The sequence below is a fragment of the Gimesia aquarii genome, from assembly GCF_007748195.1.
In the GTDB taxonomy this organism is placed as follows: Bacteria; Planctomycetota; Planctomycetia; order Planctomycetales; family Planctomycetaceae; genus Gimesia; species Gimesia aquarii.
Genome location: NZ_CP037920.1, coordinates 4,180,488 through 4,203,679, shown reverse-complemented (window position 1 = coordinate 4,203,679; position 23,192 = coordinate 4,180,488). Strand labels below are relative to the sequence as shown.

Sequence of the window (23,192 nt, the reverse complement as noted above, 5' to 3'; positions counted from 1 at the left end):
GTTATGTAAAGGAAGCCGTTTCGTTCCTGGCCTTTTGCACCAGTTCACTAACGGCAATCGAATAATCGCTCTGGTTAAATATCGCGCTTCCGACAACAAAATAATTTGCGCCAGCATGGGCTGTTTTTGCAATCGTATCCATTCCGATTCCTCCATCGACGGAAAGTATGGTGTCTTCGGAGATCATTTTTTTGAGCTGTTTTATTTTTTGCAGGCTTGAGTTTATGAATGACTGGCCACCAAACCCAGGCTCGACGCTCATCACAAGGACTAACCCACATAATTCGAGAAAAGGTTCTATTACATTCACTGGAGTCTTTGGATTGATTGCCAGTCCTGGTAGTACGCCAGATTTGTCGAGATGTTGCAATAAATCATTAGGGTTCGGAACTGCCTCAATGTGTATCGTAATGGAATTGCAACCGGCAGCGATGTAATCATCAATATACTTTTCGGGGTTGCTGATCATCAAATGAGCATCGAAGAACATTTTAGTCAAAGGTCTGACACGTTCGATCAATAGAGCCCCGTAGGAAAGATTGGGGACAAAATGCCCATCCATTACATCCCAATGGAGTACCTGTGCTTCAGCCGTTTCTAAAAGCGTAATTTCTCTTTGTAGATTCCCGAAATCACACTTTAGCATTGAAGGGGCAATCACTGGCAACTGAGATTTCAATTTATTATTTATGTCGAAATAAGTCATAGAATCTGGGAATGGTCTTCAATTCTAAGTCGTTGAATCTTTGTTGGGCTTGATACTTCGTATCTGGATAAGCGACATCATAATATAAGCGAGGTATTTTGACGATCTTTTAAGGCAACGTCTAGTCGAAAGTTTTAAAGTATGGTTGAATGTACACTTTTTCTAGTGTGGAAAAACAGCCGAGATGCGTACCACCTCGGCTGAATTTTGATTACATACCATAAATGTCAGGCAATATTAACATCGCATGGCTATAGTTGTGCTAGACGAGCAATCATATCGGCAGTTCGATTTGAATAACCATATTCATTGTCGTACCAGCTTAATACCTTGATCATATTTCCACCAATTTGAGTGGTCCAGGTAGCATCAAAGATTGAGCTGTGAGGATTACCAACAATATCGCTGGAGACAATCGGGTCAGTATTATATTCGAGGATTCCTTTAAGTGGGCCCTCTGCTGCAGCTTTCATAGCTGCGTTCACATCTTCTGCAGTCGCATCTTTACTTAAAGTTACGACTAAATCAGTAATACTACCAACAGGGACAGGGACTCGAAGGCTGAGACCCGTTAGTTTTCCATTCAATTCTGGCAGTACAAGCCCAACCGCTTTAGCAGCACCTGTCGTTGTTGGAATAATATTGATTCCAGCAGCTCGAGCTCTTAGCGGGTCGGCATGAAGTTGATCTGAAACCCTTTGGTCGTTTGTGTAAGCATGGACTGTCGTCATAAGTCCATGCTCAATTCCAAAGTTCTCATGAATGACTTTTGCCATGGGAGCGAGGCAGTTTGTCGTACAACTGGCATTGGAAACACATATATGATCAGCATTTAATTGATCATCGTTAACGCCGAATACTACTGTCAGGTCAGGAGCATCTTTAGCAGGAGCAGAAATGACTACTTTTCGAGCACCTGCAGTGAGGTGGCTGTCATAGCCTGGTTTATCATCTGATTCCCGATTGGTGAAGAAACCTGTTGACTCTAGCGCGACTTCAACTCCTAGCTCTTTCCAGGGGAGCTTACGAGGGTCGCGTTCTGCACAGACCTGGACTTTTTTGCCGTTAACAATCAGTGTGTTTCCTTCAACGTCGACTGTCCCCGGGAAGCGTCCTTGAACACTATCGTATTTTAAAAGTAGCGCCAGTTTTTTGGGGTCTCCCAAGTCGTTAATGGCAACGACTTCAAATTCCTCGGGACGAGCCGCAAGTGCTCTAAATGTAATACGACCAATGCGTCCAAAACCATTGATACCAACCTTTACTGCAGCCACAGTACAAACTCCTTACTTCAAATAATATATATTTATTGTTGACGGTAACCACGAAGGAAAACAATTCCGAGTGGTCTGATTGCGGTTACCGGATGTCTTTCAACCGGGGTGGATTGTAATAGGCGAGACAGACTCACACAACCGAACGCAATGAGTCGCTTCAGCTTCTTAATAACTGAATTTTCTTAACGATTTGACATTTTGAGAGAAAGTCAGTGTTCGCATGTGTTTTGTGACAACTTTTTTTCAAGAGGATTCCCCTCCCTCTAAGTCTAACAGTAATCCAACCTCAAGGGGGTTCAACAGAAGTGACGATAGTGTATCTGAGGAGAATGCTCCCAATTACGGGGAATGTATTGGTTGTCTGTATATAAAATCTTGTTGATAAGATCTTATAAATTAGTGACTTAAATCTCTTCTCCAAATTTTCATAATTCACTTTTCGTTCCCTTATCACCAGGACGGGCTGATGGACGATATTCTGCAGGAATTCTTGGCAGAAAGCTGGGAAAATTTAGGGCAATTAGACTCAGAAATCGTTGAACTGGAAAAAGATCCTCAAAATGCTGATCTGATTGCCAGTATCTTTCGTACGATCCACACGATTAAAGGGACATGTGGGTTTCTAGGTCTTACCAATTTGGGGTCTGTGGCCCATTCCGCCGAGAATGTCCTTGGTAAGATGCGAGAAGGGTTACTGGATATTTCCCCTGGTGCAATCTCATTAGTACTCGAGGGTATAGATCAGATCAAATCACTGCTGGAAGGTCTTGAAGCCACTGGTGAAGAACCAACAACAGACAATTCCGCGTTAATTGATATGTTGGATCAATTAGCAAAATGTGCTTCTGGATCTTCAGACAGTTCTTCTGGTCAAGAACAATCTGAGCCTGAGCCATCATCGTCTGCCGATACAGAATCGAATTCAACAGAATCTTCCGAAACCTCACAGGCAGAAGCAGCAGGAACTGAAGGTGTTTCATCAGAAGAACAGGTTACCGAATCTGTCTCCCCCAGTTCTGAAATAGAAGCTGAGACTGAATCAGAAACTCCTGTACCTCCTCCGACTCCGCCTCCAACGCCTGCTGCAACCCCATCATCAACTTCTGAAGGAGATGCAGCTGCAAAATCATCAAAGGTCAGTGTCGCAGATCTATCGATTCGTGTGAACGTCAACGTTGTTGATAGCTTGATGAACTTGGTTGGTGAATTAGTTTTAACAAGGAATCAATTGTTGCAATTGGCACGCGGTGATGAAGAGTCCAAATATGCGGCTCCGATCACACTCTTAAATCGAGTAACGACAGATTTGCAGGAAGGGGTCATGAAAACACGCATGCAGCCGATTGGGAATGCATGGAACAAGTTACCCCGTTTAGTTCGCGACTTATCGCAAGTTACAAATAAGCATATCGAATTGGTCATGACTGGGGCCGAAACCGAGTTGGACCGAACGGTTTTGGATGCCATCAAGGACCCTCTGACTCACATGGTCAGGAATTCAGCCGATCATGGAATTGAATCACCGGAAGAACGTAAAGCAAATGGAAAGTCAGAATCTGGAACGATTCATTTAAATGCGTATCACGAAGGTGGTCACGTTATTATTGAAATCCAGGACGATGGTGCAGGCATCAGCCGAGATAAGGTTTTGGCAAAAGCTATCGCTCAGGGATTAATTAATGAAGCAGATGCTAATAGTGTTTCGGATAGTCATATCTATTCAATGATTTTTCATGCTGGTTTTTCAACAGCTGAAAAAATCAGTTCTGTTTCTGGTCGTGGTGTTGGAATGGACGTTGTTCGCACCCAGATCGAAAAAATTGGGGGAACCGTTGATCTCTCTTCCAAAATTGGAAAAGGGACTGTGGTCCGAATCAAAATTCCTCTGACGTTGGCGATTGTCTCTGCCCTGGTATTAGAGAGTGGCGGACAGCCGTTCGCGATACCTCAGTTGGGGGTCGTTGAACTGGTTCGTTTGTCTGCTGAAGATCGTGAGAAAATCGAAACTATTCACAATAAAGAGGTCTTCCGTTTACGTGATCGATTGCTGCCTCTGGTCCATTTAAACGAAGTACTTGGTCTCGAAGAGACGAAATTAGACGACGATGATTTGGATGATACAAACATCGTTGTAGTTCAGGTGGGCGAAGATCAGTTTGGACTTATTGTGTCCCGGATTTTTGACACCGAAGAAATTGTAGTCAAGCCTGTAGGTCGACTCTTAAAAAACATTGGGCTTTACCAAGGCACCACAATTCTAGGAGATGGCAGTGTTGTGATGATTCTGGATGTAGGTGGGATCTTTAATAAATGTGGTGGTAGTGCTGCCCATTCTCAATCGACCGCGGAAGAGGCAAATACAGGTGCTGATAGTGATACAATCAGCATGCTGCTCTTCAGTGTTGGGGAAGATGAGACAATGGCGGTTCCACTCTCGCTGGTTGCACGTCTGGAAGAATTTCCACAGGCTAGTATCGAACACAATGGTGGCCAAAAGGTTGTTCAATATCGTGAGGACCTACTTCCACTGCTCTCTGTGGAAGGAACTGGATACGGAGGTGGCGAGCCAATTGATCCACAGCCGGTAATTGTGTTCTCAGATAACAATCGATCAATGGGGCTCATGGTCAATGAAATTAAAGACATTATTGATGAACAATTTGTAATTCGTATGCAGTCAGATCGACCAGGAGTCCTGGGAACAGCAATCATTGCTAAAAATGCGATCGATGTCATTGATACACAGTATTATGTTACACGTTCTACACCAAACTGGTTTGAGAGTGTGGAAGACAAAAAAACGTTTCGAGTGTTAGTGGTTGATGATTCCATGTTCTTCCGCCAGTTAGTGGCAACAGCTCTCGAGACCGAAGGCTATTCAGTTGTAACCAGTGATAGCTGTATTAGTGCGATGGAGCTTTTGGAAAGAGATTCACAGTTTCACGCAGTAATCACAGATATCGATTTACCCATGATGGATGGCTTTGAATTTTGTGAATGGCTCAAAGGTCAGGAGACTACCAAAAATATTAGCACCCTCGCTTTAACGTCTTCAAATAGTTCTGCTAACCAGTCAAGAGCGGCAGATGTTGGATTTGATCAGTTTCTGGTTAAATTCAATTCGCATGAACTGATTTCTTGTTTGGATGGTTGCTTTGCCCAAATGGCAGTAGACGCAGGAGTAAATGCATGAGCACAGCGGAAATGGAAACCGATTCAAGTCACGGAATGGAATCGCAACTCGATTATTCAAACCAGTACGTTTCGTTCCGGGTTGATGGCCAGTTACTCGGCGTGCCAGTCAACATGGTCCAGGAAGTACTTACCGAACAAGTCATTTCTCCCACACCTCTTTCAAGAGCTGAGATTAAAGGACTTTTAAATCTTCGAGGGCAGATTGTTACAGCAGTCAGTTTGAGAAAACGATTGGGTTTGCCTGATCTGGAAGACGATAATTCCATGAATGTCGTGACTCGGATGGGAGAAGAGTCATTCAGCCTGCTGGTAGATGAAGTGGGGGATGTAATCAATGTTTCAGGACGCTCGATGGAACCGGTTCCCAGAACACTGGATCCGCATTGGCGGTCTGTCACGATTGGTGTTTTTCAATTGGAAGAAGGCCTGTTTGTCATTCTAGATGTGGAAACAATTTTGAATTTTGAATGAGTCATACTCAATTTTTTATTCGGCTGATTTTTAAGGGCCATTCCCGTGGATTTAAATGTTACTGCACTCCGAGAATCGTTTGAACTGGTGGCACCTCGTGCTGATCAGTTGGCAGAGCGATTTTATGAAAAGCTGTTCGAAGATTATCCAGATTTGTTGCGATACTTTACCCATACTGATTTTTCAGAGCAGCGTGGTAAGTTGATACAGGCACTTGTGCTTGTATTGAAATCTCTCGAGACTCCTGAAGCGTTAACCAAGGTCTTGAAAAATCTTGGGAAACAACATGGAGACATGGGAGTCCAGGATGATGATTATCCACCAGTTACGAGTACTTTACTTAGTGTATTGGCCGAGTTTGCTGAAGAGGCATGGAACGAAGAGCTGGAAGAGTGCTGGCGTCAGGCACTCGAAGCAGTTGCAACAATCATGATTGAAGGTGCCAAAGACTCTAGTCGCGCAAAACAGCTTCAATCGGCGGTTGTATCAGGCTCAGAGAGAGCCAACTTTGAAGATGAGGAGTCTGTTCAAGAAACTCCCGAGTCCTCAGAGATTCAAACCCAACTACAAACCGAACTACCATCAAGGTCTGAAGAGCAGATCAAAAATCCCAAGGAGAATAGTGATATGTCGATTGATTCAGTACAAAATACAGATCAGAGCGCGGCTACTGAACAGTCGCAAAATCTTGAGCAGTTTTATGGGATTGTGGAACACAGTCCCCAAGCCACTCTGTTTTTGAACACGGAGGGGACGGTTACTTACCTGAACCAAAAAGGACAAGAGTTGATTGAGGGGCTCAGTACTGAATTGGGAGTTGGACCTCAACAACTTGTGGGTGGAACAATTAATCAACTGTTTCAGAAAATTCCCGAACTGCAATCCGCAATTCAAGGCGCTACTAGTGGAAAGTCGATCACTGCCCAATTAGGTGAGCAACATATTGAGCTTAATCTGACTCAAGCCAATTCTTCAAATGGTACCGCTGCAGGAACAATCATCGTTTGGGAAAATGTGACTACCAGAAAATCGACCGAAGAAGCGGCGGAACGCGTTCAGAGCATGATGGATAATATTCCCGTCAATGTCATGCTGGCGAATACAGATTTGGAAATTACCTATGTCAACCCAGCCTCGGTTGAAAAATTAAAGAGCCTTGAACAGTTTTTACCTGTTAAAGTAGAAAATCTTGTTGGTCAAAATATTGATATTTTCCATAAGGATCCTGCCTACCAGAGAGGGATTCTGAATGATCCATCTAATCTTCCTTCGCGGGCAACGATACAAGTTGGTCCCGAAAAACTGGACTTACTGGTCAGTCCGGTAACTGATGGAGAAGGAAAATACATTGGTCCGATGGTGACCTGGGAAGTGATCACAGAAAAACTTAGACTCGAAAGTGAAATGGTTCGTGTTCAGAACATGATGGAAAATATTCCCGTCAATGTGATGCTGGCGAATACAGATTTGGAAATTACCTACGTCAACCCGGCTTCAGTTAAACAATTGAGTGCTCTGCAGCAGTTCTTACCTGTCAAAGCAGAAAATCTCGTGGGCCAGAATATTGATATCTTCCACAAAAACCCTGCCTATCAAAGGGGGATTTTGGGGGATCCGTCCAATCTTCCCTCACGAGCTGTGATTGAAGTCGGTCCCGAAAAACTGGATCTGTTGGTCAGCGCTGTAACCGATAAGGATGGGAATTACATTGGTCCGATGGTGACCTGGGAAGTGATCACAGAAAAACTTAGACTCGAAAATGAGATGGCTCGCGTTCAGAATATGATGGATACCATCCCGATCAATGTTCTGTTAGCAAATAAGGACTTTGAGCTTGTTTATATGAATCCTGCTTCCTATAAGCAATTAAAAGAGATCGAGCACCTGTTACCAAAACCGGTGGATCAGCTGGTGGGACAGAGCATTGATATCTTCCATAAGAATCCGGAAATGCAAAGGCGTTTGCTGGCAGATCCTTCGAATATGCCGCATCGTGCGAAAATCAAGCTGGGAGAACATACGCTTGATCTTTTAGCGACTGCGATCTTGGATAAAGACAATAATTATATTGGCCCTATGATTTCCTGGTCTGTCATTACAGATCAAGTGAAATTGGCAGATGATTTTGAATCTGAAATTCAGGGCATTGTGGGAGTGGTGACTTCCTCTGCTACTGAAATGGAAGTCAGCTCGAAGAGTCTGTCCGATATGGCTGACAATACCGCACGCCAGTCGCAGGTTGTCGCCGCAGCCAGTGAAGAAGCAACTCGGAATGTGGAAACGGTTTCTTCGGCGGCAGAAGAATTAAGTGCCTCGATCAGCGAAATTGCTCGTCACGTACAAGAGCAGTCGCATATGACGTCTCAGGCTGTGAACGAAGCGGAAAGCACGAATAACACGATTAAAGAACTTGGTGATGCCAGTAGCGAGATTGGACAGGTAGTCAAAGTAATTACTTCGATTGCTCAACAGACGAACTTACTCGCTTTGAATGCAACTATCGAGGCCGCTCGTGCCGGAGAAGCCGGAAAAGGGTTTGCGGTGGTTGCGAATGAAGTCAAAGAACTGGCTCGTCAGACAGCTCGTGCTACGGAAGAGATCAGCGAAAAAATCAATGCGATTCAAGGCTCGACAAATGTCGCTGTCACAGCTATTGGTTCCATTGGCGATAGCATTGGCAAGATCAATGAAATCTCAACAACCATCGCGAGTGCTGTTGAAGAACAGACGGCAGCGACCAATGAGATCTCACGCAATGTTGCTGAAGCCGCTCGTGGTACAGCTGAAGTAACAAATAACATTTCAGGCGTATCTCAGGCAGCAACCGATAGCGGAACCGCTGCCAATGATATGCAGACTGCCGCACAAGGGTTAACACAGGAATCTGTGAAGCTCGACGAAGCCGCAGCCGCATTCCTGAAACGTATGAGAGCAATCTAAGCTGGCTAGCTCGTATTTCGATAACTAATTACCGCCGTGTTGAACATAAGTTTACATTTCCCTGTTTGGCATGGCGGTTTTTTCTGGGAAATTTGTCGATTTATTGAGGGATAGAACTCAAAACAGATGAAATTGAAGGAAATCAGGGTTTGATCGCTTTTCCCTCTCAATCGTGTTCTAGACTTCTGAAGATAGATTGAAAAACCATTTGCTTCAGTGAACTCTGAGGTGATGGAGATTAATAATAATTATTTTACAACTGGGAGACCGGTGAAAATGAAAACGATATTACTTGTTGATGATTCCAGGGCAGTCCGGCTTGTAGGACGCCGCATGATGGGGACTCTTGGACTCGAAGTGCTGGAAGCAGAAGATGGCAAGCAGGCTCTGGAAGTAGCCAGAGCGAATCCTGATCTGGATGCAGTATTGCTGGATTGGAATATGCCAATTATGGATGGCATGGAATTTTTAACAGCTCTCAGGGCCGATGATCGCGCCAAACAACCAATTGTTGTGATGTGTACAACGGAAAATGATATGCCTCAAATCGTGCAGGCCATGCAGGCAGGTGCGAACGAGTATATTATGAAACCGTTTACAGAAGACATTGTTCGTGACAAATTGGAAGAAACGGGTGTTCTGTGAGCCAGTCGATCATCAAAGTTCTTTTGGTCGACGACTCTGCTGTGATTCGAGGATTAATGACTCAAGCGGTCAATTCTGATCGTGACATTGAGGTTGTTGGTACTGCGATGCATGGGCAGACGGCACTCACCTGGCTTGGTAAAAACCAGGCTGATGTGATTGTTCTCGACGTGGAAATGCCTGTCATGGATGGGATTGCCTGTTTGAAACAACTCAAACAGGATTATCCTGATATTCCGGTCATTATGGCTAGTGCTCTGACACGTGAAGGAGCCGAAGTGACTTTGCAGGCACTTGATTTGGGAGCAGCAGGTTGTGTTCAGAAACCAGTTGCGACAAATGCGTCAGAGGCGATTGAGCAAGTTGCACGAACTTTGATTCCTTTGATAAAGGCTTTGGCTGGAAGTAATCAAACTTCTCAGTCACGTGAGATCAGCCATTCAACAAAAGTTGTAAAGCAGCCTATAAAGACTCCGATGGTGTTGGTCATTGGGTCAAGTACAGGTGGTCCCAATGCACTCAAATCGGTGTTATCTGCAATACCAGCAAATTTTTCATTACCGATATTAATTGCGCAGCATATGCCACCTTTGTTTACAAAGACGTTGGCTGAGCATATTGAACGTGAAACAAAGCGACCTACAGCAGAAGCCGTAGATGGAGAACTGATAGAAAGAGGCCGTATTTATATCGCTCCTGGCGATTTTCATATGGTGGTTGATAAACAAGATGATCGAATGGTGATTCGTTTGAATCAAGATGCTCCCGAACATTTCTGCCGGCCTTCTGTTAACCCTTTGTATGCTTCGGCAGCAAAATGGTATGGCAGTTCCGTACTGGCAGTGATGTTGACAGGAATGGGAGACGATGGCATTGAAGGAGCGCAATCAATTAGTGAGCGTCAAGGTTATATTATCGTACAAGATGAACAGAGTAGTGTTGTTTGGGGAATGCCCGGTGCAATTGCAAATGCAGGAATTGCCAATCAGGTTTTACCTCTCAGGAATATTGCTCCTGAACTCGTCCGACTTTGTTCTTAATAGAAAGTGGTGATCTCGTGTCTCCCGAAGATTATAAATATATTACAAATTTTTTATTGGAAACAACAGGACTTTCTCTTGGTGAGAATAAAGAGTACTTGTTGGAAGCACGCCTGATTCCTCTGGCACAATCCCATGGAATGAACGGCATTGAAGATCTTGTACTCAGTTTGAGAAGTCGGTTAGACAAAACTCTGGAAAAAGACGTGATGGAAGCGATGACAACGAACGAGTCATCTTTCTTTCGTGATAGACGTCCTTTTGATGAACTCAAAAACGAGATATTGCCAAATCTAATCGCTGAGCGAAGAGCGACACAGAAATTAAGAATCTGGAGTTCTGCTTGTTCTAATGGTCAGGAATCATACAGCATAGTTATGACCTTGCGGGAGCACTTTCCGGAACTAGCTGATTGGAATATTCAAATCGTGGGAACAGATTTGTGTTCAAAAGCGTTGGATCGAGCCGAAACGGGAGTGTATTCCCAATTCGAAGTTCAGCGGGGTTTACCAGTTCAGCTTTTGATGAAATATTTTGAACAAAATGAACAAGGCTGGAAGATCAAAGCAGATCCTGGGATTAGTATGCAATGGAAGCATTTAAATCTCCTGGAAGATTTCCAGCATTTGGGAATGTTTGACATTGTATTTTGCCGAAACGTTTTAATCTATTTTGAGCCTGATGTGAAGAAGGATATATTAGATCGCATTAGTAACCAGATGAATTCTTCAGGTACTTTGTTACTAGGAGCCGCAGAAACCGTATTAGGAATTTCGGATAGGTATGCCAAGATGTCTGAGTGCCAGTCGGCGATCTATTCATTGGCAGGACGGACTGTGACAAACTAAGCAGTTCATGTCCAAAATACAAAAAATAATAGATTTCTTAACTTACGTTCTAAAACGCCCTGAATTTCAGGGCGTTTTTTATTAATGTCTTTCAAATTTGAACCCCCCTTTTCTCATTTAGATATTTATGATATGACTTCTGCGCGAGCAAAAACGACATTTTAACCCGTTGTTTGTTTGGGAACTTAAATCACTATTTTAATGCTGATTTGGCACAGGGAAGTGCAAGGTAATGCGGCTTGCCATATTTGAGGATAATTCCGCTCTCCAATTCTCTCCGATTTCTTTAATGAGACCGGTGTTTGAATTGTTGTGTGGACAGTACACTTCTCGAGAGCGATTATTAAAATCGACTCAGGTCGACGAGTGGGGTGTCTTAATTCGTCCTGCTCTCGTTGAAGTCTACAGAGAGCAGTTTCCTGATGCCCAAATCAATGATGCGATTTGGTTAAGTGAAGGTTCAACCCTGTTGATTAATGGTCGTTGGCTTCCCACAAACGAGGAAATCAACCAGCTTTCTCACGTTTCTTCTGAGACTGTTGGGATAATGGGAGAATCTGTTGCGTATTTACTATTGGAACCAGAAGAGTCTGCTCTGCTGACAACGACTGCCTGGGACGATGCCATCAAAAAGATCGCATCAACAAGAAAGAAGGTTGAGGTAACGGGGGTAGAACTTAATTATCCTTGGGATCTAGTGAACCAAAATCATCGCCAGATACAAGCCGATTATTCATTGAACTTATCAACTGACCAATATCATGGGGATGCGAAGAATTTAACCATTGTGGGGCAACCTGACTTAGTGAGGTTGTCTTCGTCTGCAGAGATTGATCCTTTCGTAGTTCTTGACACACGTACGGGACCAATTGTGATTGATCACGATGCCAAAATTCAGGCATTTACCCGTATTGAAGGACCTGCTTTTATAGGGGAAGGAACTCAACTCTTTCGGGCAAATATCAAAGCAGGAACAACAGCCGGTCCGCACTGTCGACTTGGCGGAGAAATTGAACAGACAATCGTGCATGGATACGTAAACAAATACCATGATGGCTTTTTAGGGCATTCATATATTTGTCCTTGGGTCAATTTGGGAGCACAAACCAGTAATAGTGATCTCAAAAACGATTACTCGGAAGTCAAGGTGCCTTTAGCAGGCATTCCTGTAGAAACAAATGCGGTTAAGGTAGGCTGTTATATTGGTGATCATGCTAAGACAGGATTGAACAGCTTGTTTAATACAGGGACGTCAGTTGGTGTGATGTCGATGGTGCTCCCTGTTGGAGAATTACTACCTAAACATATTCCTTCGTTTTCGCGATTTTGGTTTGGGCGAATCGATAGTCAAATTGACATTTTGATGCTCTTCGAACTCGCAGACCACACAATGAAACGGAGAGGATTAGCTCTGAGTGCTGCTCAGCGAAAACTTTTGGCTTCTCTTCTCGAGGAAACAATAGAGGAACGTGAGCAGGCAATAGAGTGGTGGGATCAGAAACGCTCTTCACGCCCTGCCCTCAACCGTTGAATTCTTTAGACGATATTGCTTTGGAGTCATTCGGGCATAGATTTGTTTGGATTCTTGGAGGGCAATTGATGCTTAGACCAGTATCGGCTGCGAACTCAATGTAGACTTGAGTTGTCTGTTATTATGGGAAAACAAACAAGCAATAAGTCAAGACTTTAGCTAAAAAACGATGAAACTCATGGTTTCGTAATAGTTATCATCTTGATGTAAAAATGTCGCGATTTTAGGACACTCGCTGAATGGCTAGAGAGCTATTGTGAGTTTTACCAATGTAAGTCGTGCTCCCAGACGCTGATTATAAAAGCGTTTATGGTAATGAAAATTGTGAATCGATTTTTTTCTGTCAGTTTGGAACAGTCATTGCGATTCAATAGCTTTTAATGAATAAAGCTTTTCCGCTGAAGGGAAGCCACAGCCATACACGAACTTTGAGGCTCGATGCTGTGAATCGCAACATGAAAAAGTCAAGAAATTTAGAAGGAAGTAAAGTTATGACAGATCAGGTCATGGATGAATTGAGCGATGGTTTATCACCAGCTTCTAATAGCATTGAACTCATCAATGCCGTTGTTGATCGGTTACTGGAATTGAATATCAATTTACAGGAAGTATCTCTTGATGAGATGAAAACTCTGATGTCGAGTGTTTGCAGTCAGAGACTAGAAGGGGATTTGCAAAAAAGGGGCCATCGCAGTTCAGGCTGTGCTATTGCTTCTTAAAGGAACGAAGTTTCTATAAAAGAGTGAAGTTGATAAATCTGTTAATGATTTCTTGAACTGCAATCACGTTAAATGGTAAAACGGTTAATGGTTTACTGTGATCATCGTTCTTTTCTGAGAGATCTTTAAAATGGAAGATTCAAGTCACGACCAGTCCAATTCAGAAGAAATGAGCAATCATTCTGAAGTCGTTGAGCGGATTGTACAGTCGCTCAGGGAAGGAAAGAAAATTGAGGCGATCAAAGTCTATCGGGAGTCTACCGGCGCTGGTTTGAAGGAGTCCAAAGAGGCTATCGAAGAATTGATTTTGAAATATAACATCACGATGAAGTCCGGTTGTGCCTCGATGCTCTTATTTGTTCTTACCGCTACAGCACTGATTTTCATTTCTTTAGTGTGATCTGCTTACTTTTTCGTGATCACTATCTTACTCTCAGCCCTCGGTACTCAATTAAAGCAAAGTTGCAGAGCACTGCTCGTTCTTTTTTACTTTGCTTTTTCTTTCCCATGTTGAGCCGATTTCATCAATGTGAACTCAGCATAATCTTGAGCATTCTTACGTCATGCCCTGATTTGGTTCTCGCGCACATTCCAATTCCTCATTTGTGAATGTGCATGCTTTAGAGGCAAGAGGCTTCTGGTTCATAATATGATTGGCGTTCAATTATCCGCATTTATTAGTAATTAAAATTAATTCGGGGTGAAAAAAGTTGATTGTACTGTATAACTTTATATACTTTATAATTAATACTTATGTATATTAATTATCTTGTTTATGAGTTAGATGAATTAATTGATATTTATAGATTTAATCTTAATTTAAATTCGACATTTTTACTTTTGTATAAATTTGATGAGGTGTTTTACTAAGACCAGCGCCAAGTGTCATATTATCAAGATTTATCTTATCTATTAAATTTAGTACGAGGAGAGATTCATGAGACCAGGCCCCTCTCGACGACTCGGTTTTACATTAATTGAGTTACTTGTGGTGATTGCTATTATCGCAATCTTAATTGCGCTTTTGCTTCCTGCAGTGCAACAAGCCCGCGAAGCTGCCCGGCGCGCCAGTTGTAAGAATAAGGTGAAACAGATTTCATTGGCGCTGCACAACTATCATGAAACGCATCGCGTGTTTCCACCGGCGGGGATCAATTACGGATGGTGTACTACTACAGCGGCACAAAGAGTAGGACGAACGACGCATAATAAAAATGGTTTGTCTTTATTGCTTCCGTTCCTGGATCAGGCTCCACTCTACAATCAAATTAATCAGGCTACGGCTAATAGTGCCCAGAATACAGGTTACTGTTGCAGTTATGGGGGAAGTGGAGTTCCATTAGCAGGAAATCCTGCTGATAATGCAGACGAAATGATTATTCTCTTAGATGTCTTTCTCTGTCCTTCCGATGATGGAACCACTCATTTGGGAACGGGAGCGCCTTATGGAACTTCAGTAGCGCCAGGTCCCGCAAAAACCAATTATGAATTAAGTGCGGATCAGACAATTTCTTGTAATATCTGGGCAGGTCAGGCTGTTACTGCGAGGAAAATCTTCGGCGAAAACAGCAGGGCAAAAATAAGTGATATTAAAGACGGCAGTTCTAATACGATTATGGTTTGCGAAACAACCCGCACTGTTGCGAATGGAGAGCCACCTGCCTGGGGGATGCGAGGGTGGGTAACGACTGGTGGAGATGTAGATCCGGGAATCAATGTTTGGGATGTTCCTACAGGGGCGACGAAACCATCTGTGGGAAATTTGAATAGCTGGGGACAGGTAGGAAGCTTGCATACTGGCGGCGCACATTTTGGATTCGGTGATGGAGCCGTCCGGTTTATCTCTGAAAATACAGATCTTACTTTGTTGAGACGATTGGGAACAATGTCAGATGGTTTCGTTGTAGAAGTACCTTAAATTTCTGATTTCAGTTAAGTTTTCAAAATAAGTAAGAGGTGCTTTATGGAGACGAATAAGTGTGCCCCGTTCTTGCCTGTTGTGTTGATCATTTTTTTATGTTTCCTGATTGGCTGTGGGACTCAGGATCCGGGGCCAGAGTTAACTGCTGTGATGGGGACGGTTTCGTTGAATGAAAAGCCATTGGCGAATGCCGATCTCCACTTTATCCCTGTGGAAAGTACACCAGGAGTGGGAGGAGAAGCTAGGACAAAAGAGGGAGGAGAGTTTAATGTGATTTATAGTCGAGGTGGAGAAGGACTTCCGGCTGGAAATTATCGAGTCACCGTGAGCTACCGATTGATGCCAGATGGGTCTCCTGTACCTGAGGGAGATACCACACCACCGATTGAATCACCGGCGACGGAACAGCTTCCTCGTAAATATTCTGATTATGACCACTCCCAATTAAAGGCGACTATTGCTCCTGGCAAACCTGTTGACCTTAAATTGACCAGCAAGAATTGACCAGCAAGAAATGATTAAAAAAATTGCAGAGCGAAATTTGACACTTTGCTTTCTTTGATTTGCATTCAACCGACTTCTAGCCAGCGACGTTTCGAGAGGGCATCTCTATTTAGGTTATTGATTGCCTTCTCGAAAGTAGCTCTAAACAATGACTATCTTTGTTTTGAGAGATGGTGTAAACATGTGTATTTGAGTGAGGGTGGGTAAAGTGACAAAAGTGTCTTTTTTTGACTCTCAATCACTTCAAATAAAACTTTGCTATTGAAATCATCCTTTCTTCACAATTAGATAACATTATGTCATCATAGTATTAACTGAATTGTGTTTCGGGATTTGTGGTTAGCTGATCACAGAAACTCGATAAGTTCATCAACCCGCCCGACGATACTTTCCCTCCTCGAAAGGTTTATTCATGCGATGGTTCATAGCAACCCTGGCTGTCCTTAGTGTTCTCTTGACAGCAACAGTGATCTGGGCTTGTTCAGTTCCCGTTTTTCGTTATGCATTGGAACGTTGGCCCGCTGATAAATATAGCGTTGTTGTTTTCTATCGCGGTTCTCTCAGCCCAGAGCATCAAAAAATAGTTTCACTATTTAATAAAGAAGGTGCAATCACTCAAAAGTCAGCCAACGCTGAGCTTCAATTGGTTAATTTAGACTCGAAACCGGATCCGAAAGATGTTGAACTCTGGAAAAAGCAAAAGTCAGAAACTTTGCCGTTAATGGTAGTACGCACTCCCCTGCCCGCTCCTGTTCCAGAGGGTTTCCTTTCCGGAGAATTGACTGAAGAAAATCTTGTTCGATTAATTAATTCTCCTCTGCGACAAAATGTCGCAAAACAACTGATCGATGGTCAAACTGCTGTTTGGGTATTCCTGGAAAGTGGCAATTCTGAAAAAGATAAAGCGGCTTTTGAGCTATTGAGCAAAGAACTCAAGCGAATGGAAAAAACTCTGAAACTGCCTGAAATTGAAGAGGCTGATATCGAGCAAGGTTTAGTCAGCGTTTCTCCAGATAGTTTGAAGTTGAAATTTAGTGTCGAAAAATGCTCACGTGAAGATTCTGCGGAAGCCTATTTCACTAAAATGTTGCTGGCCACCGAAAATGATTTGAAAGATTTCAAAGAGGAGCCGATGGCCTTTCCTGTGTTTGGACGAGGACGAGTTTTATATGCTTTGATTGGTAAGGGAATCAATGCTGGGACCATTGAACAGGCGTGTCGAGATTTAACGGGACCTTGCACATGCCAAGTGAAAGATCAAAACCCGGGAACAGATTTACTGATGGCCGTGAATTGGGAAAAACTGGTATCTCCAACGACACAAGATGAAAAAGAGCTACCTCCTTTAACAGGACTGATTGGATTTTCTGGTGAGACAAATAAAAAGGCCGAATCCGTGAAATCATCTAATATGCTCAAAAATGGTTCGAATGAGGAAAATGCTCAGTCTGAAAATACCCAAATAAAAGACCCTCAAAGTTCATTAACGGGCGAAGCGACTGGCAATACAACCTCACCTCTACCTTCTGATCACACGGAAAAAATGAGTACAATCCAATCTGATTCTGTTGAAAAGACTCAGAGCAACTCACTCATGCAGAATTTGTTAATCATAGTTTCATTGATGATCTTGCTCGTTTTAGGAGCAAGCTATTTCATGATGGCTCGAAAATAATTTTTTCTATTTAGCTGTTTTGGTATCTCCAATTCCTGATAAGTGAAAAGAATCTCGGTTATGTCTTTATTCCGACTCATCATTCAAGAAATGCAGCATCGCAAGATCAATTTTTTGTTGGGATTAGCTTCGGTTGTAGTTGCTGTTGCTTGTTTAATAGCATCTTTAACACTATTGCAAGCAGATGAAATTCAGACAACGTTTATCCTGGAACAGAAAGCGAAGGATGTCAAACAGGCTGGTGCTGAACTCGAAGATGCGATGCGGAAAATTACTAAAGGATTAGGATTTAATATTCTGATTCTGCCGGCGAATCAGGATTTAAATGAGTTTTATCTCACGGGGATTGTCTCGGGATCAATGCCAGAAGAAAACGTGAAAGTGCTGGCTGAGTCAAAGATAGTAACCGTTAATCACCTGCTACCAATGGTCGCTAAAAAAATAACCTGGCCTGAAAAAAAGTGTGACGTCATTTTAACCGGAACGCGGGGTGAAGTGCCACTTTTGCATCGTGCTCTCAAAAAACCGCTTCAGCAACTAGTTCCTAAAGGTACGATGGTGATGGGCTATCAGATACAGAAGAAGTTAGGCCTGAAGCCTGGTGATCAGACTCAACTTATGGGAAAGAACTTCAAAGTGACTCAATGTTATCCGGAGCGTGGCACGGCGGATGATAGTACTGTTTGGATCAATCTTGAAGAGGCGCAAGAACTGCTGGGTATGCAAAACCTGGTAAATGCTATTCTAGCGTTAGAATGCAATTGTAAAGCGAAGGATCGAGTTGCCCAGATTCGTGATGAAATTGGGAAAATCCTTCCTGGAACGCAGATCATTGAAAGAGGCCCTCCTGCTCTTGCGAGGGCAGAAGCTCGGAATCAGGCACATGCGAGTGCGGTGGCAGCGTTTAAACAGGAAGAAACGAATCGTTTACAGATGATTAAGCGTCATGCCGATTTTGCGGCAGTGCTTGTTCCCTTAGTGGTGCTGGGGTGCGGCGCCTGGATTGGGTTTCTGTCATTAGAAAATGTGAGACGACGCTCAACCGAGATTGGCGTACTGCGTGCACTTGGTTTGCGGTCTGTCCAAGTCTTTGGGATTTTTATCATCAAAGCATTTGTGATTGGTCTCGTTGGCGCATTAATTGGATACTTTGTTGGATATGGTATTGGCGTAACTTGGGGAAATTTGCCAGCATCAGTCAATCCCGAAGAGGTGCTGTTTTCAGGGCGGTGGTTACTACTCAGCTTGGTCTTTGCGCCAATTCTGGCGAGTCTTTCCAGTTGGGTACCCGCATTGTTGGCAACAAGAGTGGACCCTGCCACAATTCTGCAAGAAGGGTAATCGAAGCAGTATGCTATTAGAATTAATAGAGTTATCAAAGTCATTCAAATCCAGTGCGGAACAAGTACGAGCCGTTGATGGGATCAGTCTGACAGTTGATGCCGGTGAGTTTCTTGCGATAAAAGGGCCCAGTGGTTGTGGAAAGTCAACTTTGCTTTTAATGGTGGGAGGATTATTGAGTCCTGATTCAGGTCGTGTATTAATCGAAGGCACCAATCCCTATGAATTATCCAATGATGAAAGAGCCCGGTTTCGCTCAACTCATATCGGGTTTGTTTTTCAGCAGTTTCACCTGGTTCCCTATTTTAATGTGCTCGATAACGTTCTGACTCCTGCATTAGCGACCCGCTTCCCGCAGGCAAAAGAACATGCTACTGAATTGATCTCACATTTTGGTCTGGAACATCGTTTACACCATACACCTGCTGAATTGAGTACGGGGGAAAAACAACGTGTTGCGTTGGCAAGAGCCTTGTTCCATCAACCTAAAGTCTTGCTGGCTGATGAGCCCACAGGAAACCTGGACTCGGAAAATTCCGAAATTGTACTCGATGCCTTAAATCAGTTTACAAAAGATGGCGGATGTGTGTTGATGGTCACACATGATGATCAGGCTGTAAAGTCTGCTCAAAAAGTACTGGGGATCAAAGAAGGCCGACTGATTCCCAGTGAAGAAACCGAAACATTGATGACTTCTTAAGAGAAAACCAGTTTATATTTGTTGGAAGACGTAATGAAGCAATTACGCAGTCAGAACTCGAATTCTATAGATCGATACACATTTCCAGGCGGAAAACTCAATAATGGGTTGGTGCTTGTGGGCGGGTCTTTTATTCTTTTGATATTCATGCTGGGGCTACTCTTTTATGCTTCTCCAGAACAGTCATCAGAAAATACTGATGATGAGTCACTGCTTATGTACTGTGCTGCAGGAATCAAACCTCCGGTGGCAGCTACTGCAGCACAATTTGCGGAAGAAGAATATGGTGTGCCTGTTAAATTGCAATATGGTGGTTCTGGTACATTGTTGAGTAACTTGCGAGTTGCAAAAACGGGAGACTTGTATCTAGCGGCAGATACCAGTTATATCGATATTGCCCGTGAAAAAGATCTTGTCAAAGAAGCGATTCCTGTTGCGAAGTTACATCCGGTAATTATGGTCAAAAAAGGCAACCCCCAAAACATCAAGTCACTCGATGATCTGACAAAAGAAGGAGTGACTTTCGCCTTGGCAAATCCCGATGCAGCATCGGTTGGAAAACTGACAAAAAAGATATTAGAAAAATCCAACAAGTGGGATGGCATTTCAAAGTCTGCACGAGTTTTTAAGCCAACCGTGTCTGAAGTGGCGAACGATATCCTGATAGGAACTGTCGATGCCGGAATTGTCTGGGATGCAACAGTGAATCAACATGGTGATCAAGCGGAGATCGTTGAAGTTCCTGAGCTTTCTCAGGCAGTAAAAAACGTAACTGTTGGTGTTTTAACTTCCTCTAAAAAACCTCAGCAGGCATTAATGTTCGCTCGATATCTACAGGCAAAGGAAAAAGGGCAGAAACAATTCTCCGATATGGGATATCAGACTGTAAAAGGCGATGCTTGGGAGCCACACCCTGAAATTCTTTTATTTAGCGGAGGTGTCAACCGATTGGCAATACAGGATACCTTAAAGGAATTTGAAAAGCGTGAAGGTGTCTCAATCAATGTAGTTTATAATGGTTGTGGAATCTTAGTAGGGCAAATTAACAGTGGTCAGCGCCCCGATGCTTATTTTGCCTGTGATACATCTTACATGGTACAGGTTCAACCTCAGTTTTCCCTGCCATTGACCGTTTCAGAAACAGATATGATTCTGATCGTCGAAAAAGGAAATCCTAAAAAAATTAAGTCTGTCTACGATTTGGCCAGTGAAAATCTCAAAGTGGGCATCGCTCATCATGAGCAAAGTGCACTCGGAGCATTGACGAAAAAATTATTAGGGCCACTCCGACTCAAAGACAAAAGTCTTTATGATGCGATTCAACCTAATGTGAAAACAAACACGCCAACAGCTGATCTACTGGTCAATCAGTTGAGAACCGGTTCTTTAGATGCAGCTATTGTTTACCGTGCTAACATTTCCAAGGTCTCTGATAAGCTGGATGTCGTCGAAATCAAAGAGGGACGACCAATGGCAGAGCAGCCGATTGCAATCTTGAACTCCACAAAATATCCCAACTTGATGCAGCGTTTAGTCGATCAATTAACTTCGGAATCTTCTCGCGCCATGTTTGAATCTAAAGGGTTTCGTTGGCGTATTACTCCGGAGTCGCTATGACTAAGAAGTTATCTGACGATCATTCAAAGACGTTCAAGTTGCGCTCTGATATTCCCTTCTATTTCATTTTTATTGCAATCAGCGGGATTTATATCTTGTTGATTGTGTCAATGTTGTTGGCTGAGACGACCTACACCACTCCTGATCATATCTGGGGCGCATTTGCTGAGCCAGAAATTCGGTATGCGATTTGGCTTAGTCTGGTCTCATGTTCCATCACAACTATTCTTTCTCTCTGGGTTTCTGTTCCAATTGGATATTTAATGTCGCGTCACAATTTTTGGGGCAAAACATTTATTGACGCCGTTTTGGATATTCCCATCGTGTTACCTCCTCTCGTGATCGGTTTGTGTTTATTGATTTTGTTTCAAGTTGAGGTTCCTCGATTTGAATGGGTGAATGATTTGATGAAATCGATTTCAGAAGCTAGATTTGGCAAAGAAATCTATCTCACCCCGGGCGACTCTCTCGATGACGCGATTCGTAAAATGACAAAACTGATTTTTGGGACACCCATTGGAGTCACTTACGAAATACCCAGTGTGATTTTGGCTCAATTTATGGTCGCCTGTGCTTTTGCGGTCAGAACAATGAGAGTAACATTTGATCAAATAGGACCGCGTTATGAACAGGTGGCACTGACACTTGGTTGTAATCGTGGGCAAGCGTTTTGGCGTGTTGTCTTTCCCCAGGCATATCGAGGGTTGTTGGCGGCTGCGACGCTTGCCTGGGCTCGTTCTCTGGGAGAGTTCGGACCGATTCTGATTTTTTCGGGTGCCACACGTATGAAAACAGAAGTTCTGCCGACGACCGTATTTTTAGAACTCACTGTTGGTAATATTGAAGGAGCCGTTGCTGCTTCGCTCATTATGGTTGTTTCTGCTTTAATCGTGTTAGTTATTGCCAGAATGTTTGGTTTGACTCGTGGTGCGGGCATTTAGCATTTGAAAATATAAAGTGATGAGAGGCCGGTGGTCGGGATACTTTGTATCTGATTAGAAGAGTTATGATTCGCGTAGACAAACTCTGTGTACAAGTTGGCGATTTCAATCTGAAAGATATTAGCTTTGAGGTTCCACATGGAAAATATGCCGTTTTAATGGGTAAGACGGGTTGTGGAAAAACTACAATTTTGGAAACCATCTGCGGTTTAAAAAAAGTGATTTCCGGAACGATCCATCTCAATGGAAAACTTGTCACTCACGCAAAACCGGCTGAACGTGAAATTGGTTATGTCCCCCAGGATGGTGTTTTGTTTCATACGATGACAGTGAGAGATAATCTGGCGTTTGCATTAGAATTACGAAAATGGAGCAAACAAAAGATTGATGATCGTGTCGAAGAACTGGCAAGTCTATTAGGTATTACTCAATTGTTGAATCGTACCCCAGTGGGTTTAAGTGGAGGAGAAACACAACGCGTTTCACTCGGACGCGCACTTGCTCCTAAGCCTGCGATATTGTGTCTCGATGAGCCATTAAGCGCATTAGATGAATCAACACGTGCGGAAATGTGTAAGCTACTCAATGATGTTCAACATATGACGCGTGTGACAACACTGCATATTACTCACAATTTATCTGAGTCTGATCGATTAGGAGATCTTAAGTTACAACTTGCTGATGGTGTGATTCAACACCTTTCGTCTCAAAACATAGGTGAGTTATCGGAACTCACTACTAAACAGCATCAGCAATCGAATCCTGCCCCAGAGAATTTGCCGAATTGAAAGCTGATTAAGATGAACATTGTTGTGGAATACACGGCACAAGTTAAAAAAGCTGTTGGACAGAGTCGCGAAGACTTTCAAGTAAAGGATGGATGTACTTTGCAGGAGCTTGTCAAACAAGTTTCAGAAAAACATGAATCAAATCTGAAATCAATGTTGTTCCCTGATTCCGGAGAACTCCATCCATCGATTCTGTTATTTGTTGCCGACCAGCAGGTATTATGGAGTGAATCATTGACTTTACAACCTGATCAGGTCGTAACAATCCTTTCACCAATTTCAGGCGGTTAATCATAAACCTGTTTTCATCACTTAATTCATAAGGCGCGATTG

At 43.2% G+C, this 23,192-nt stretch carries 20 protein-coding genes; 18 read left to right on the top strand and 2 right to left on the bottom strand.

Annotated elements, in window-relative coordinates; genetic code table 11:
* Position 1 precedes the first annotated feature (1 nt).
* Together rpe and gap are read right to left on the bottom strand one after the other, a co-directional pair.
* A complete protein-coding gene (gene rpe / locus V144x_RS16210; protein ID WP_232102550.1) occupies positions 2-679 on the bottom strand; it encodes a ribulose-phosphate 3-epimerase in 678 nt (225 codons plus the stop codon).
* Between the two features lie 278 nt (positions 680-957).
* Positions 958-1,980: a type I glyceraldehyde-3-phosphate dehydrogenase gene (gene gap, locus V144x_RS16205; protein WP_144986164.1), complete on the bottom strand. Its 1,023-nt coding sequence runs from the start codon at positions 1,978-1,980 to the stop codon at positions 958-960.
* Positions 1,981-2,449: 469 nt separating this feature from the next.
* Here gap and V144x_RS16200 point away from each other — a divergent pair, with 469 nt between their 5' ends.
* From V144x_RS16200 to V144x_RS16115, 18 genes are all read left to right on the top strand, one after another.
* Entirely contained in the window at positions 2,450-5,176 is a 2,727-nt protein-coding gene (locus V144x_RS16200) for a chemotaxis protein CheW (protein ID WP_144986163.1), read from the top strand.
* A complete protein-coding gene (locus V144x_RS16195; RefSeq protein ID WP_232102549.1) occupies positions 5,173-5,649 on the top strand; it encodes a chemotaxis protein CheW in 477 nt (158 codons plus the stop codon). The genes V144x_RS16200 and V144x_RS16195 overlap by 4 nt, the downstream gene beginning before the upstream one ends.
* Before the next feature lie 45 nt (positions 5,650-5,694).
* A complete protein-coding gene (locus V144x_RS16190) occupies positions 5,695-8,589 on the top strand; it encodes a methyl-accepting chemotaxis protein (RefSeq protein WP_144986162.1) in 2,895 nt (964 codons plus the stop codon).
* A 276-nt stretch (positions 8,590-8,865) separates the two neighbouring features.
* On the top strand, positions 8,866-9,234 hold the full coding sequence (locus V144x_RS16185; protein WP_144986161.1) for a response regulator: 369 nt from the start codon (positions 8,866-8,868) through the stop codon (positions 9,232-9,234).
* Positions 9,231-10,274: a protein-glutamate methylesterase/protein-glutamine glutaminase gene (locus tag V144x_RS16180; protein ID WP_144986160.1), complete on the top strand. Its 1,044-nt coding sequence runs from the start codon at positions 9,231-9,233 to the stop codon at positions 10,272-10,274. The genes V144x_RS16185 and V144x_RS16180 overlap by 4 nt, the downstream gene beginning before the upstream one ends.
* A gap of 17 nt (positions 10,275-10,291) precedes the next feature.
* Positions 10,292-11,122: a CheR family methyltransferase gene (locus tag V144x_RS16175; RefSeq protein ID WP_232102548.1), complete on the top strand. Its 831-nt coding sequence runs from the start codon at positions 10,292-10,294 to the stop codon at positions 11,120-11,122.
* 232 nt (positions 11,123-11,354) lie between these two features.
* On the top strand, positions 11,355-12,653 hold the full coding sequence (locus tag V144x_RS16170; RefSeq protein WP_144986158.1) for a putative sugar nucleotidyl transferase: 1,299 nt from the start codon (positions 11,355-11,357) through the stop codon (positions 12,651-12,653).
* Between the two features lie 491 nt (positions 12,654-13,144).
* The gene (locus V144x_RS16165; protein WP_144986157.1) at positions 13,145-13,372 is read left to right on the top strand and encodes a hypothetical protein; all 228 of its coding nucleotides are present in this window, start codon (positions 13,145-13,147) and stop codon (positions 13,370-13,372) included.
* Between the two features lie 130 nt (positions 13,373-13,502).
* A complete protein-coding gene (locus tag V144x_RS16160) occupies positions 13,503-13,772 on the top strand; it encodes a ribosomal protein L7/L12 (RefSeq protein WP_144986156.1) in 270 nt (89 codons plus the stop codon).
* A gap of 537 nt (positions 13,773-14,309) precedes the next feature.
* Positions 14,310-15,290 carry a DUF1559 domain-containing protein gene (locus V144x_RS16155; protein ID WP_144986155.1) on the top strand — a complete coding sequence of 327 codons (981 nt, stop codon included), beginning with the start codon at positions 14,310-14,312 and terminating at the stop codon, positions 15,288-15,290.
* Positions 15,291-15,335: 45 nt separating this feature from the next.
* Positions 15,336-15,797: a peptidase associated/transthyretin-like domain-containing protein gene (locus V144x_RS16150; RefSeq protein WP_144986154.1), complete on the top strand. Its 462-nt coding sequence runs from the start codon at positions 15,336-15,338 to the stop codon at positions 15,795-15,797.
* Positions 15,798-16,209: 412 nt separating this feature from the next.
* Positions 16,210-17,472: a hypothetical protein gene (locus V144x_RS16145; RefSeq protein ID WP_144986153.1), complete on the top strand. Its 1,263-nt coding sequence runs from the start codon at positions 16,210-16,212 to the stop codon at positions 17,470-17,472.
* 60 nt (positions 17,473-17,532) lie between these two features.
* Positions 17,533-18,813 (top strand): ABC transporter permease, encoded by a 1,281-nt coding sequence (locus V144x_RS16140; protein WP_144986152.1) that lies wholly within the window; start codon positions 17,533-17,535, stop codon positions 18,811-18,813.
* 10 nt (positions 18,814-18,823) lie between these two features.
* Positions 18,824-19,513 (top strand): ABC transporter ATP-binding protein, encoded by a 690-nt coding sequence (locus V144x_RS16135; RefSeq protein ID WP_144986151.1) that lies wholly within the window; start codon positions 18,824-18,826, stop codon positions 19,511-19,513.
* 33 nt (positions 19,514-19,546) lie between these two features.
* Positions 19,547-21,130: a molybdate ABC transporter substrate-binding protein gene (gene modA, locus V144x_RS16130; RefSeq protein WP_144986150.1), complete on the top strand. Its 1,584-nt coding sequence runs from the start codon at positions 19,547-19,549 to the stop codon at positions 21,128-21,130.
* A complete protein-coding gene (locus V144x_RS16125; RefSeq protein ID WP_144986149.1) occupies positions 21,127-22,071 on the top strand; it encodes an ABC transporter permease in 945 nt (314 codons plus the stop codon). Before modA ends, V144x_RS16125 begins: the two co-directional genes overlap by 4 nt.
* Before the next feature lie 65 nt (positions 22,072-22,136).
* Positions 22,137-22,859: an ABC transporter ATP-binding protein gene (locus V144x_RS16120; RefSeq protein WP_144986148.1), complete on the top strand. Its 723-nt coding sequence runs from the start codon at positions 22,137-22,139 to the stop codon at positions 22,857-22,859.
* Between the two features lie 12 nt (positions 22,860-22,871).
* Positions 22,872-23,150, top strand: coding sequence for a MoaD/ThiS family protein (locus V144x_RS16115; RefSeq protein WP_144986147.1), 279 nt, complete (start codon positions 22,872-22,874; stop codon positions 23,148-23,150).
* The last annotated feature ends 42 nt before the right edge of the window (positions 23,151-23,192 follow it).

Coding starts and splice junctions, on each gene's coding strand:
- V144x_RS16140 (WP_144986152.1), top strand. CDS start 17,533: ATGTCTTTATTCCGACTCATCATTCAAGAAATGCAGCATCGCAAGATC.
- V144x_RS16145 (WP_144986153.1), top strand. CDS start 16,210: ATGCGATGGTTCATAGCAACCCTGGCTGTCCTTAGTGTTCTCTTGACA.
- V144x_RS16150 (WP_144986154.1), top strand. CDS start 15,336: ATGGAGACGAATAAGTGTGCCCCGTTCTTGCCTGTTGTGTTGATCATT.
- V144x_RS16160 (WP_144986156.1), top strand. CDS start 13,503: ATGGAAGATTCAAGTCACGACCAGTCCAATTCAGAAGAAATGAGCAAT.
- V144x_RS16185 (WP_144986161.1), top strand. CDS start 8,866: ATGAAAACGATATTACTTGTTGATGATTCCAGGGCAGTCCGGCTTGTA.
- V144x_RS16125 (WP_144986149.1), top strand. CDS start 21,127: ATGACTAAGAAGTTATCTGACGATCATTCAAAGACGTTCAAGTTGCGC.
- V144x_RS16155 (WP_144986155.1), top strand. CDS start 14,310: ATGAGACCAGGCCCCTCTCGACGACTCGGTTTTACATTAATTGAGTTA.
- modA (WP_144986150.1), top strand. CDS start 19,547: ATGAAGCAATTACGCAGTCAGAACTCGAATTCTATAGATCGATACACA.
- V144x_RS16115 (WP_144986147.1), top strand. CDS start 22,872: ATGAACATTGTTGTGGAATACACGGCACAAGTTAAAAAAGCTGTTGGA.
- V144x_RS16120 (WP_144986148.1), top strand. CDS start 22,137: ATGATTCGCGTAGACAAACTCTGTGTACAAGTTGGCGATTTCAATCTG.
- V144x_RS16195 (WP_232102549.1), top strand. CDS start 5,173: ATGAGCACAGCGGAAATGGAAACCGATTCAAGTCACGGAATGGAATCG.
- V144x_RS16170 (WP_144986158.1), top strand. CDS start 11,355: ATGCGGCTTGCCATATTTGAGGATAATTCCGCTCTCCAATTCTCTCCG.
- V144x_RS16165 (WP_144986157.1), top strand. CDS start 13,145: ATGACAGATCAGGTCATGGATGAATTGAGCGATGGTTTATCACCAGCT.
- V144x_RS16200 (WP_144986163.1), top strand. CDS start 2,450: ATGGACGATATTCTGCAGGAATTCTTGGCAGAAAGCTGGGAAAATTTA.
- V144x_RS16135 (WP_144986151.1), top strand. CDS start 18,824: ATGCTATTAGAATTAATAGAGTTATCAAAGTCATTCAAATCCAGTGCG.